Annotated in this window: 13 protein-coding genes; 3 read left to right on the top strand and 10 right to left on the bottom strand. The window is 61.7% G+C overall.

Annotation, left to right across the window (positions count from 1 at the left end; all coding sequences use genetic code 11):
* Window positions 1-495: 495 nt before the first annotated feature.
* Together AC2VLV_RS12160 and AC2VLV_RS12155 are read right to left on the bottom strand one after the other, a co-directional pair.
* On the bottom strand, window positions 496-1,935 hold the full coding sequence (locus tag AC2VLV_RS12160) for an ATP-binding protein (RefSeq protein WP_486990237.1): 1,440 nt from the start codon (window positions 1,933-1,935) through the stop codon (window positions 496-498).
* Window positions 1,932-2,654, bottom strand: a complete 723-nt coding sequence (locus tag AC2VLV_RS12155) for a response regulator (RefSeq protein ID WP_486990236.1) — start codon at window positions 2,652-2,654, stop codon at window positions 1,932-1,934. The genes AC2VLV_RS12160 and AC2VLV_RS12155 overlap by 4 nt, the downstream gene beginning before the upstream one ends.
* Window positions 2,655-2,873: 219 nt before the next feature.
* On the opposite strand from AC2VLV_RS12155, the gene AC2VLV_RS12150 reads away from it, so the two are divergent.
* The 3 genes from AC2VLV_RS12150 to AC2VLV_RS12140 all read left to right on the top strand — a co-directional run bounded on the left by AC2VLV_RS12150 (window position 2,874) and on the right by AC2VLV_RS12140 (window position 5,461).
* Window positions 2,874-3,395 (top strand): Spy/CpxP family protein refolding chaperone, encoded by a 522-nt coding sequence (locus AC2VLV_RS12150; RefSeq protein ID WP_465020262.1) that lies wholly within the window; start codon window positions 2,874-2,876, stop codon window positions 3,393-3,395.
* 105 nt (window positions 3,396-3,500) lie between these two features.
* On the top strand, window positions 3,501-3,734 hold the full coding sequence (locus AC2VLV_RS12145) for an SHOCT domain-containing protein (protein ID WP_486990235.1): 234 nt from the start codon (window positions 3,501-3,503) through the stop codon (window positions 3,732-3,734).
* Window positions 3,731-5,461, top strand: a complete 1,731-nt coding sequence (locus AC2VLV_RS12140; RefSeq protein WP_486990234.1) for a multicopper oxidase family protein — start codon at window positions 3,731-3,733, stop codon at window positions 5,459-5,461. The genes AC2VLV_RS12145 and AC2VLV_RS12140 overlap by 4 nt, the downstream gene beginning before the upstream one ends.
* 177 nt (window positions 5,462-5,638) lie before the next feature.
* Here AC2VLV_RS12140 and AC2VLV_RS12135 read toward each other — a convergent pair whose 3' ends face one another.
* The 8 genes from AC2VLV_RS12135 to AC2VLV_RS12100 all read right to left on the bottom strand — a co-directional run bounded on the left by AC2VLV_RS12135 (window position 5,639) and on the right by AC2VLV_RS12100 (window position 12,257).
* Complete coding sequence (locus tag AC2VLV_RS12135) at window positions 5,639-6,481, bottom strand: sigma 54-interacting transcriptional regulator (RefSeq protein WP_486990233.1); 843 nt, start codon at window positions 6,479-6,481, stop codon at window positions 5,639-5,641.
* Between the two features lie 350 nt (window positions 6,482-6,831).
* Window positions 6,832-8,142, bottom strand: coding sequence for a hypothetical protein (locus tag AC2VLV_RS12130; protein ID WP_486990232.1), 1,311 nt, complete (start codon window positions 8,140-8,142; stop codon window positions 6,832-6,834).
* Between the two features lie 7 nt (window positions 8,143-8,149).
* A complete protein-coding gene (locus AC2VLV_RS12125) occupies window positions 8,150-9,943 on the bottom strand; it encodes an N-acetylglutaminylglutamine amidotransferase (protein ID WP_486990231.1) in 1,794 nt (597 codons plus the stop codon).
* Between the two features lie 246 nt (window positions 9,944-10,189).
* On the bottom strand, window positions 10,190-10,720 hold the full coding sequence (locus AC2VLV_RS12120; RefSeq protein WP_486990238.1) for a HoxN/HupN/NixA family nickel/cobalt transporter: 531 nt from the start codon (window positions 10,718-10,720) through the stop codon (window positions 10,190-10,192).
* Between the two features lie 130 nt (window positions 10,721-10,850).
* Entirely contained in the window at window positions 10,851-11,165 is a 315-nt protein-coding gene (locus AC2VLV_RS12115; RefSeq protein ID WP_486990230.1) for a type II toxin-antitoxin system RelE/ParE family toxin, read from the bottom strand.
* A 4-nt stretch (window positions 11,166-11,169) separates the two neighbouring features.
* The gene (locus AC2VLV_RS12110) at window positions 11,170-11,406 is read right to left on the bottom strand and encodes a ribbon-helix-helix domain-containing protein (protein WP_486990229.1); all 237 of its coding nucleotides are present in this window, start codon (window positions 11,404-11,406) and stop codon (window positions 11,170-11,172) included.
* Between the two features lie 219 nt (window positions 11,407-11,625).
* On the bottom strand, window positions 11,626-12,021 hold the full coding sequence (locus AC2VLV_RS12105; RefSeq protein ID WP_486990228.1) for a PIN domain-containing protein: 396 nt from the start codon (window positions 12,019-12,021) through the stop codon (window positions 11,626-11,628).
* Complete coding sequence (locus AC2VLV_RS12100; RefSeq protein ID WP_486990227.1) at window positions 12,021-12,257, bottom strand: antitoxin; 237 nt, start codon at window positions 12,255-12,257, stop codon at window positions 12,021-12,023. Before AC2VLV_RS12100 ends, AC2VLV_RS12105 begins: the two co-directional genes overlap by 1 nt.
* Window positions 12,258-12,561 lie beyond the last annotated feature (304 nt).

Here is a 12,561-nt window from a genome sequence, read left to right as displayed (position 1 = left end):
TTGCGCAGCCAGTTCGATGACGGATTCGACCGTAGCCTCGCGGCGTTCTTCGGCAGGTAGATGCGTGGGACGAGTATTCAATTTGAGCGCAGAGTTAAAGTAAGTAAGTGAATACTAACATCGCGCATTGCAGAAAAGCACACCCAGGTCGTAGCAGATGACGCCCGGTGTGCTTTGTCGGGGAAAGCGGCGCGGGTCAGACCCGGCCGGTGATTTGGCGCAGGAGTGGGGCAATCGGTCCTGATCAAGTTGCGTTGATGGATCAGCAAAGCGATCGATCCTGAAAGAAATGCATTGAACGCAGGGTTTGCTTGAATTGTCAGCCAAACTCAGGATGCGAGGCAATGGCATAGGTGGGGATCTGCCGCGACGATCTGCCCCCGAGCAGCAGCAGACCCAATCACATGGCAAGCCCAACACCCCGGAATATCCGGCTTTTGATCGGCGCCAAAAAACGAAGGGAAAACGGATTTTGAATTTTGCAGGGCCGACGACTTATGCCGGACTATGTGGAAGTTCCAAGATCGCCTCCATTCCGCCATCGCGGCGATTCTGCAACGTCAACCGTCCCCCCGCCGCACGCGCGATGTCGCGTGCGATACCGAGGCCAAGGCCGGTGCCGCCGGTTTGACGGCTGCGCGACGCTTCGAGCCGATAGAACGGCTCAAACACCTTTTCCAGTTCTTCCTCCGGAATGCCGGGGCCCTGATCCTGAATGCGCAGTGTCAGGGAGGTAGCGCTATCGTCGACGACGATGAGGGCCCGTTCGCCATATAAAACGGCATTGTCGAGCAGATTCGCTAAGCAGCGCTTTATTCGAGCTGGATCCCCAACGAAGGGCTTGTTGGTCCGCCCTTGAATCTGCACTTCACGCCCCATCTCTTCTGCGTCGGCCTGCAGACTTTCAAGCAAGGACATGATGTCGATGGGCTGAATATGTTGTGGCTGGTCGAGACCGCGCATGAAGTCCAGCGTGTACTTCACCATCTGCTCCATCTCCAGCAGATCCTTCTCGAACCGCGCGCGCACATCGTCATCATCCAGCAGTTCTGCGCGCAAACGCATGCGGGTGATCGGCGTTTTCAGATCGTGCGACATGGCCGAAAAAATGCGCGTCCGATCCGTAATAAATCGAATCAGTTGAGCCTGCATGGTGTTGAACGCGTGTGCAGCCCGCCGTACCTCGGCAGGTCCAGCTTCCGGCAGTGGAGGACGATGGATGTCTTCACCAAGTGATTCAGCGGCCGAGGCTAGGACCGCCAGCGGCCGCGTCATCCACCGCACGGCCACGTAGGAAAGGAACAACACTGACGCCAAGAGGACGAGCAAGGTCAGCAGCAAATGCCAGGGGGGCGCCTGGGCGCCTTGGTGAAGCTGGGTTGTAAAGGCCACCCAGCTTCCATCGTGCAGTTGCACCTGGATCAGGAAGCCGAGTTTTTCCGCCATGAAGGCTTGCATGGAAGACCGGGATGCCTGTGTCATACCCGACATATAGGCCGCCATCGAGGCCATGCCAGGTAGGGGTCGCCGGTGCATGTCGGAGAATCCATTGGCATCAGAAGGGTTTGCACTGGCCGAGACGATCAGCGGTCTTTCATCCCCGAGTGCGGAATGAAGCGCCTGTGAAAACATCATGGTTTGTGCGCTGCGCATTGCGGCAGCCGTTGTCTTGATGGGTGAGGGCTCCAAGTCCACGACCTGGGGCGGCACGCTCAAGACTTTTGCGATACGGAGCCGCTCCTGATGCGGCATCGAATCCAGAAGTTTGACCACGTCAGCAATGCGTTGCGCAGACTGCATGCCGCTGTTGCGCAGCACCGCTCGGTCGCGCTCGGCGAAGTTAATTGAGGCGCTCAGGAGTTGCGCCAAAATCAAGCCGCTCGAGAGGACCAGCATCATGCGGCCGAACAGCGACGCCGGCAGCAACCGTTTCACGGCTTTCCTTCAACGGGCACTGACAACACATAGCCCATGCCGCGCACCGTCTTGATCAGCACCGGGTCGCGCGGATCGTCTCCAAGACGTTGACGCAAGCGACTGACCTGGACATCAATGCTGCGATCGAGCGGGTCGGCCTCCCGGCCTTGCGTGAGATCCACCAACTGGTCGCGGTTGAGAACCCGGTTGGGATGTCTCAGAAAAATGCGCAACAAGCGGTATTCCGCGCCACTCAGCGTCACGACCACGCCTGCGGGAGAAATCAGATGGCGATGCAGGGTGTTGAGCGTCCAGCCTGCAAAATGGGCCTCGCGCAAATCTTCGGGCTGCAAATTGACGGGCAGGCTGCGAGCGCGTCGCAAGATGACCTTGATGCGGGCGAGCAACTCGCGCGCGCTGAAGGGCTTGGTCAGATAGTCGTCGGCGCCCATCTCCAGCCCGACGACACGATCGGTCTCGTCGCTGCGGGCGGTGAGCATCAACACAGGGATGTCGGATTTGGCGCGGAGCTGGCGACAGAGCGTCAGACCGTCGTCGCCCGGAAGCATCAGATCGAGCACGATCAAGTCGATGCGTGCGGCGACGAGGGCGCGCTCCATGGCCTTGCCGTCGCCCACCGCGGTGACGCGCAGCCCGTTCTTTTGCAAATAGGCGCTCAGCAGATTACGGATCTCGCCATCGTCGTCAACGATCAGGATGTGGTCAGGTGTGTCCATGCCGTGATTTTCAGCGGTCTGCGGCGCGCCTCGTCAAAAACAATGTAACGCAGCATGTCAGCCACAGGTTCGCAGATCATGCGATACAAAACAGCCGCTTTTTGACACGGCCTGCTTACACGTCAGCGTTGAAATGGCTCCCATTGCGATGGCGGTCCATCAGATGTCGCTGCGGGAACGTCCTGCCAACCGTCTACGCATTTTGATCGGAGATCAATCATGAAATGCAACCATAGAACACTCGGTCTTGCCGCCGTCCTCTCGCTCGCCGCAATCGGCACAGCCTACGCACAATCCCCTGCCCAACCGCAGCAATACGGCTGCATGCAGGGGGGCGGGCCGGGCATGGGCATGATGGGCGAACGCGGCATGGCTGCGGGCATGATGGGGCGCGGTGATCCAACTGCCAGAATGGAAAATCGGCTTGGCGCGATGAAGGCGCAATTGCAGATCACGCCGCAGCAAGAGCCTGCTTGGGACGCCTTTAAGGCACAAGCCAAGAAGCAGGCCGATGCGATGCAGTCCATGCGGACCACCCTGTTTGAGGCAAAGGGCAATGCTCCGGAACGCATGGAGCAACGCACCCAGTTGATGCAAGCGCGCGTGGCAGGCATGGAGACCATGACCGCTGCGATGAAAACGCTCTATGCCGAACTGAGCCCGGGGCAGCAAGCCATACTGAATCAGCAGTTTGGCGCGATGCGCGGAACCCGTCGCGGAGCGCCTGCGGGCGCGCAGTAAACCGGGGCCGGACGAGCGCGCGCGATCGCACGGATATAACCCGCCGATTGCGCGTGCAATGCACCGCGGCATGCAGTCGGCGCCAAACACAAAGGAGTACGCATCATGATGGGGTATTGGGGTTGGGGCGCAGGCCCTTGGTTCGGGATGTGGATCATTCCAGTCCTGGTGTTGGGTCTGATTCTCTGGATGATTTTCAGAGGAGGACACGGCGTGTCGCATTGCGGGGACCGGCATTCCAGGCAAGAGTCGGCACGTGAGGCGCTTGACCGGCGCTATGCGAACGGTGAAATCAGTCGCGAGGACTATCAGCGCATGAAACAGGAGATCAACTCATGACGTCGGCTAAATCGAACAAATTGCCGGGTTCGGCGGATCACCACAAGCCGCCCGATTGGAAGGACGGCAAACTCAGCCGACGCCAGATCATTGTTGGTGCCGTGGCGGGCAGCTCTCTCTGGTTGGCGGGCCGCACGCATGCACAGGGCATGGGCGGCATGATGATGGGGTCGATGCCGGGCATGGGTCAGGGCGGCATGGCCGGTATGGGTGCAAACACCGCGCTCGGCGCGACAGTGCCGTCCGGCGTGTTCACCCGCCCCATGCCCATCCCTGGGCAACTCGGCGGACAGGCTCAGGCGGATGGCAGTCTGGCGTATGCATTGCGGATCGCCCCCGGAACCAGCACCTTGCTCGCGGGTGTGCGGACCCCTACCTGGGGCTATAACGGGGCTTATCTGGGCCCGACGCTGCGCATCCCGCGCGGCAAACGGGTGCGGATCCAGGTTCGCAATGCGCTGAACCAGCCGACAACCACCCATTGGCACGGCGCCCATGTGCCCGGCACGATGGATGGCGGCCCGCAAAGCCTCATCGCGCCGGGGCACGCCATGGATTACGCCTACACCCTGGATCAACCGGGTGCCACGCTTTGGTATCACCCCCACCCGGATGGGCTGACAGGCCCTCACGTCTACGCCGGTATGGCAGGGCTGCTGCTGGTCGATGATGGCGTGGACCGCGCCCTCGGGTTGCCGCATACCTGGGGCGTGGATGACTTTCCCGTGATCGTGCAAGATCGGCGCTTTGGGGCTGATGGCACGCTGCGCTATATGAACAGCATGATGGACCGCATGGGCATGAAGGGCGACCGGTTTTTGGTGAACGGTTGTGAGCAGCCCTATGTCAACGTTCCTGCGCAATGGGTGCGGCTGCGTCTGGTCAACGGATCGAATGCGCGCCTCTATAACTTTGCTTTCGCCAGCGGCCAGAGTTTTTATGTGGTGGCCAGCGATGCCGGACTTCTGGCTCGCCCTGTGGAGAGGCGCAGTTTGCTTCTCGCTGCGGCGGAGCGTGCGGAGATCCTGGTGGATTTGCGCACACTCCAAGGAAGCACTCTGGTGTTGCGCAGTGACTCGGGCTCCGTTGTTCCAGGGCTGAGCAGCATGCCCATGGACGCTGATCGATTTGATCGCCAGGGGTTCGATCTGCTGCAGCTTCGGGTTGGCGCCCCTGCCGGAAAATCGGGGCGGCTTCCTGATCATCTGGTGGCCATCCCGTCGCTACGCATCGACGCGCCCCAGCGACTGTTCAGCTTGCAGGGAATGCAAGGGATGCAGGGCGCCATGGGAGGCGGGGCAATGGGCGCGATGGGGGGCATGTCGGGGGATCAGGGCATGGGCGCAAACACCGGCCCTGGCGGCATGAGCATGGGCGTGGGCATGGAAAAACTATTTTCTATCAACCACCAGTTCATGGAGATGGCGGTGATCAATCAGCGCGTGCGCCTAGGCAGCACCGAGGTCTGGCAAGTGAGGAACGAGGGCCATATGGCGCATACCTTCCATGTCCATGGCACGTCGTTTCAGATTCTCTCGCGCGATGGCGTGGCTCCGCCGGAGTATGAGCGAGGCTGGAAAGATGTCGTTCTCGTGCGGCGCAACCAAACGGTCCGCCTGGTTGCCCGATTCGATCAGCCCGCTGGCAAAGACCATCCCTTCATGTACCACTGCCACATCCTGGAGCATGAGGACAATGGCATGATGGGACAGTTCACAGTGGCATGACATGGGGGACAGATACAGTCCAGCCTGATTGCACGGGCGGTTTGCAGGAGCTGCGCATGACGTGGTTCAGGCATCACGCATTAACAGAGCTGATCGTTCCTTCCCATGACGGTAGCCGCGCCCTCAGACCGCAGTGGTGTAGCAGAACCGATGCCGATTGGCGCCAACATCAGGCGATCAGGTGGCGATTTTGTGGCGCCTGAGTTTTTCCCAGAGGGTCTTTCGGCTGATCCCCAAAACTTCAGCCGTCTCAGCCATCTTGCCTTCTCGCTCACTCATCACTTGCGTCAGATATTCGCGCTCGGCTCGGGCTAGATAGTCGCCCAGGGGCGTCGCTACATTGTGAGCGCGATCGGCAAATGTGGAAGATCCTGGGTTCGAGCACGGTATGCCGAACCGCTCCCAGCGCACCCAGCAATCGCTGGCAAAATGGTAGGCGCGATCGAGCGCGGAAAACAGTTCGCGGACATTGCCCTCCCAGGGTTGCAGCTTGGCCCAGGAGACGAAACGTGGGTCGAGCCGTTTGGATTGCCCGGTCTTGGCGTTGAGCGTCTGGACCCGGCGGTGCGCCAGCCAGGCGATATCGTCCGCGCGCTCGCGCAGCGGCGGCAAGTGGATCGGCACTCCGCTGATGCGAAACAGCAAATCCCGGCGAAAGGCGCCTGTCTCGGCCAACTTGTCCAGCCGCTTGTGCGTGGCGCAAATCAGGCGTACCGAGACATGCAGATCCTTTTCGCTGCCCAGGCGACAAACCTGTCCGTCCTGCAGTACGCGCAGCAACTTGGCCTGTACCGGCATGGCCATGTCGCCGATTTCGTCGAGAAACAACACGCCGCCATTGGCCCGCTCAAAGACGCCATGATGGCGTTTATTGGCGCCGGTGAACGCGCCCGCCTCATGGCCGAATAGTTCGGATTCGAGCAGTCCTTCGTGAATCGCCGCGCAGTTGATGGCCACCATCGGAAGATCGTGTCGGGCTCCCGGCTGCGCCGCAATCCTGGCGCGAATGTGCTGCGCCACCAGTTCTTTGCCGGTGCTGATTCACCCTGAATCAGCACCGGCAAATCCAGAGATGCAATGCGGTCGATCAGCTGCTCCAGCGCCTGCGACGCTGGCGATATGCCGAACCATGCGTCGTCGTCATGCGTGCCCGGGGGCATCCATTCTCCGATGCGCTGTATCAGTGCGTCCAGATCGAAGGGCTGCGCCGTAGGGATGACCGGTTGACGCAGGCCCGTGGCCCCCGTGAGCCAGTGCATGAAGGCACCGGTGGCAGATTCGAGTTGGCCGTAGAGCAAAAACCAGACGGCCACATACAGCATGTGGCAGGACCCAAGCGTGCCGGTAGTTGCGACGTCCGGCGCAGGCGATCAGCGAGTCGCCCCGGGGGGTATTCCTGTCGCCTTGTCTTGGTTCGGACTGCCTGCGGCTGCTTCCTCGAACATCGGGGCGAACCCGCCGCCGGGCGTGCGGAAGTTGGTGGTCTGGCCCTGGTAAAGCCGCGCCGACAGCCACAGCACCTGGCCGAGATCGGCATAGGCGCGCAGATCGAACTTGAGGCTCCGGGAATCCGCGGCATTGCCGATGCGGCGCTCACCCGGTGGGGCCAGGGATTGCGCCACGTAGTCGCCTTGCACGATGGTCTGCCACACGCCGCGCGTGAGCTTGGCACCGCGATACGCAGCGCGGCTGCCGAAGCCGGCCCAGGGCTTGAAGAACAGATCGCGACGTCGCGCCCATAGGCGCTCGGCGTTGTCCGGGGCGACGATTTCGGTGTGCGGCACCTGCGCCGCGAGCAAGGCCGCGGTGGTCCCGTCGGCGCCCATCTCGCGCAGGGCTGGTGCGTCACACAGCAGCGCGAGGTTGCGCTTGTCGGCGAACAGGGCGTGGGCGCGCGGGTGCGGGGTGACGACTGCGGCATCGAACTCCCAGGCGCGGCGCAAGGCCGCATGCTCGGGCGCGTCGAGCGCGAAATCGGTGAGTCGGTTATAGACCAGGTCGATGCGTCGACCGTTCACGCTGAGCAGCGTGCCGTCGCAGCGCAACTGCCCCGGATCGGCAATGACGGCTTCGATTCCGGCGCGTGCGAACAGGCGCTGATAGAGCAGGAACTCGGCGTAGAGGTATTGCTCCTCTGGCACGGTGTCGACGATGGCGATGCATGCGGGCCTGCCTTGTCGTCCGGCGGCCTGCCATTCGCGTATGAACATCGCCACGATTGCCTCCTCGAACGCATCGACCGCCTCGCTGCTCGGCACCATGTCCCGCATGTCCTCGCAGCAGGCACGCTGCGCGCGCGCCAGCACCGCCGACAGCAGTGCGCCACCTGGGTTGGTGTTGATTTCGATGAGGCCGAGCTTTCCTGCTTCGAGATGAAAGTCGAAGCCGAGGAACATCCCCGGATTGCCCGGATCGTGGCTGGCTGACTCCGGCGCACGGGCGAGCACGGCGCTCTGGAAGGCGGGCAGCGCTGTGACGTGCTGCACGGCCAGCACCACGTCGCGCATGCGCTGCGCGTGTGCGTGGCCGACGAACACCGGCTGCGCCGAAAACAGATGCGGATTGCGCTGCTGCACCAGGGCGTACAGCCCGGGCTGGCCCAGTTCGGTCTCCAGCGCCTGGGCCAGCTTGACTCGGTCCAGGCTGATGCAGAAACAATCGCGGTTGAGACGTTCGATCATGGTCGATTCAGTGTGCAGCGCCGTCGACGTGGATCTGCAGCCACCATTCCAGCAAGGCGGCATGCCACAGCTTGCTGCCCTGGATGCGGGTGAAGTGTGCAGGTGCTTCGGGTGCGGCGAGCAGAGCATCGACGAAGCCGCGCTGGTAGAGCCCGCGCTCGCGGCAGGCGCGCGACTCGAGCAGCTCCCGCATGCGCGCCAGAAACGGCCCGCGCACGTGCTTGAGCGCGGGAACGGGAAAGTAGCCCTTGGGCCGGTCGATCACGGCATCGGGAAGCACCCCGCGCGCGACGGCCTTGAGCGGAAACTTGCCGCCTGCCTGCAAGCGCAGTTCGGGTGGCATGCGGGCGGCCAGCTCGACCAGCGCGCGGTCGAGGAAGGGTACGCGCAGTTCCAGCGCATGCGCCATCGGCAGGTTGTCAACGCGTTTGACCGGGTCGTCGACGATCAGGGTGGTCACGTCCAGCCGCAGCACCTGGTCGAGAAAGGAGTCGCCTTGCGGGCGCTGCAAAGCGGACTCCAGAAACTCGCGCGTGAGGTCCGGAACGTGGTGCGCCGGGTCGATGAAGCGCAGCCATTCCGCATGATCGCGGTCGACGTAATGCTGCGAGAAACGCTCCACCGGCAGGCCCGCCTCGGCTTGCATGCGGGGGTACCAGAAATAGCCGGCGAACACCTCGTCGGCCCCCTGGCCGGCGAGCACGGCCTTTACGTCGCTGCTCACCCATTCGGCGAGCAGATCGAAGGCCACGACGTCGTGGCTGAACATCGGCTCGGTCATGCGCGCGATGGTCTGCGGCAGGCGCTCGAGCACCGCGCTGTTGGGGATGGAGAGTTTGTGGTGGCGGGTGCCGAAGGTCTGCGCCACGAGATCGGAGTACTCGAATTCGTCGGCCTTCTCGGTGTCGGCATCCAGGCTTTCGAAGCCGATTGAATAGGTGCGCAGATTGCGCGCCTCGCCCGCGAGCATGCCCACCAGCAGGCTCGAATCCAGGCCGCCGGACAGCAGCACGCCCACCGGAACGTCGGCCGCGTGCACATGGCTGTCGAGCGCGGCCTGCAGCGTGCCGCGCGTGGCGTCGATCCACTCCTGTTCGCTGGGCAGCGGGTCTGGGCGGGTGGCGATCAGTTCCCAGTAACGCGCCAGCCAGCGCATGCCATCGGGTTGCACGCGCAGGGTGTGCGCCGGCTCCAGCTTGCGCACGCCGCGCAGGATGGTACGAGGCGCCGGCACCACGGCGTGCAGCGAAAACAGGTGATGCAGCGCGACCGGGTCGATCGCAGTATCGACGCCACCTGCGGCGAGCAGCGCCGGCAGGCTCGATGCGAAGCGCAGGCGCGTGCCGTCCTGCGCGAGGTAGAGCGGCTTCATACCGAAGCGGTCGCGTGCCAGCAGCAGGCTTTGGCGGCGTGGGTCCCACAGCGCGAAGGCGAACATGCCATCGAGTCGGCGCACACAGTCTTCGCCCCACTGCGCGTAGGCATTGAGGAGGACCTCGGTATCGCCGCTGGAGACGAAGCGCCGGCCCAGCTTGCCCAGTTCGCCGCGCAGCGCGCGGTAGTTGTAGATGACGCCGTTGAACACCAGCACGCAGCCGGTGTCGGCGTCGCGCATAGGCTGGTCGCCCGCCTGGCTCAGGTCGATGATCGACAGTCGGGTATGTCCGAACGCGACCGGGCCGCCGTGCCACTGACCGGCATGGTCAGGCCCGCGGGGCTTGAGCGCATCGCGCATGCGCTCGACGGCGGGAAGATCGGCCGCCCGGCCGTCGAAGCGCAATTCACCGCAAATGCCGCACATATCGCGTCAGGCGCTTGAGGTCTCGGGGCTGGTGGTGGACGCGGCAAGCGGCTTGTGCAGCGTGACGCAGGTTTCGGCGGGTGTCGGCTGCAAATCCATGGCCGAATCATAGGCGCAGGGGATCGTGTCGATGCAGCACGGAGGGTGGGACCGCGCGCGTCATCCCGAATCGAATTTATGGCGGGTCAGGAGCAGCTCACGCCATACACGCGCATTCCCCAAGACCCATTCAACTCCCGGAGATCGTCATGTGTTGGCGCCGAGGTCGATTTGAGCGATGCGCCGGGTTTGCTGTGAGCCAGTCGGAATGTGTCGAAATTCAAACTTGACGCTGCGTGTATCTCGCTTGCCACGGCTTAGTTGCCTATCGGCATGTGACTTAAATCGGCATCGGCGCCAACAGCCCAGCTTGCGCGTGGCGTCCTGCATTGCCCAGTCGTAAACCTTGAGCATGGCCAGACCGTCCAGGGTGTCCATCAGGCTCATACCTGCGGCAAACAGCAGGGGAAACACCAGTATGCCCCACACCGGAAAATGGCTGTGCTGGGCAAACGCGGCAGACAGCCCGAGCACCGCTACTTCGGTCGCGGTATCGAAGCCCAGGTCGAACAGAAAACCCAGCGGTAGCATCTGCCAGCTCGCACGGATGCGGGCATACACCGCGTGAAACAGGCGGCTCATCCCGCCGCGACGCGCGGCCAGCAGCAGCCGCAGCAGACGGCGGAACAGGGCCAGATTCACCAGTCCGATCAGGGTGAGGACCCCGGCGGAGACCAGTGTCTTGGCGCCGATGCTGATTTAAGCCACATACCGATAGGCAACTAGGCCGTGGCAAACGAGATGCACGCAGCGTCAAGTTTGAATTTCGGCACATTGTGGTGATGCTGATTCCTGTCACTCAGTCCAACTACAAGCCGAAATCGTCCCGGAACCGGTCTATCTGGTGCATCCGCTCATGCAGGAGGGTCACGATGCCAATGTCCCCATTCGAGAGACGGCGCCAATAGACAAAGTGCCGTTCGTAGCGGAAAAAATAACCTTCAATGCCAAAGTCGGCGGGAATAGGCTTGGAATGGGTCTCGTGGGAATCGATGCCGTCGAAAGCCTCGAACAGCCCGTTGATGTAGCGGACGGCTTGTTCTGTACCCCAGCGATCGCGCGTGTAGCGGTAGATCTCGTCGAGTCTCCAGGACGCAGCTTCCTGAAGCCGTATTTGGGCCACGCTGTCAGCCTCGGTTGCGCGCGATCACGTCGTCGGCAGATAGGGGGCGGTACGAGCTCTCCGGGGCGGCGAAGGCATGGGTCAGTTCGGCCTTCAGCCGGTCAAAAGCCTCCTGCTCTTTTCGCGCTTTGTCACGGCGGATCAGGTCGCGCATGTATTCGCTAATGTTCTCGTAATCACCTTGCTCGCCCACATTGGTGGCGACGAATTCACTGAGTGGCCCGCTGAGACGCACCGTCATGGTCGTGGTCGTTGTTCGGGACATGCTTGGCTCCTGTCATTTTCGGTGTATTCAATATAAATGAATATGAATACAGCGGCAAGAATGCCTCAAGCCACTCGTGGCCCTGCGCCGGTCGGTTGGAAGCGTCTGGTTATCAACGATCCGCCGAAGAAAGCAACAGCAGACCCAGCCGAGGTTCGGTGCCCTGCAGTGGAACGACAACACAAGTCTTCTGCGTCAGGCGGAAGTCGTCCAGTTCTCGACGACCAGCCCGGCATCGGCGTAAAGCGCAAAATCGGCGGAGTTGTTGGTCACTAACGTGATCCCCAATGACATGGCATGCGCAGCGATCATCCGGTCGAAGCTGTTTTTTCTGGCAGGAAACTGCCGGGAGAGTTTTCCAAAAAAAGCCGCCGCTTGCATGTCGAAATCCTTGATGACCAAGCTGTTCGACAGCGCGGTCAACTCGGGCGGGCTGTTATGCACCTCCAAACCGCAACACAACTCAGCCCAAGTAATCGAGCTGACCCCAACCTCGCCGGGCTTGCAAGCCGAAAACCGTCGAATGACCGGCTCGGGCTGTTCCTTCATCAGATAAATACAGATGTTGGTGTCGAGCAAAAATCGCAGCATCACCAAGCTCTTTCCGTCTCGACAAACTCTGGACGCTCCCCGCTGTGCAGTGGGCGCAGAGCCGCGAACTGTGCTGGAAGGGAAGCCAGCGAAGTCACTTCAGGCTCCACGATGATTCTGTTGCCCTCTCGAATCACCACCAATTTGGTTTGTTTGGGAAAAGCCATGCCCACGGGGATGCGCACAGCAGGCGAATTGCCAGCCATGAACTGTCGGGTATGAAAGACCTTCTGCATCATCAACTCCAACTGTAATAACGAAATGTTGTCACAGAATCGCAGAGGACGCAAATGCTGTCCCCATAGAAGGCGTTGGTGCAGGTTCAGACTCCACGCAGACACGAAACCGGCACGGCGAAGGGCATTGCCGTGAAGGTCAAAACGGATAAATTTACAGAATAAAAAAACTTACATCTTCTGTGGGGTAATTCGATCAAAAGAGCTTCTAACAGGCTGCTGAAATACTTCCGTCTGCAGTCCACGGCACCGGCGTGTGAGCCGTTATGCAGTGAGCCCCCTCAGATCTACTGGAGACCCGAGC

The organism is Thiomonas sp. TH-17, from assembly GCF_057473305.1.
Note: the sequence above shows the minus strand (reverse complement) of the source record. Positions and strands in the feature narration are given on the sequence as shown.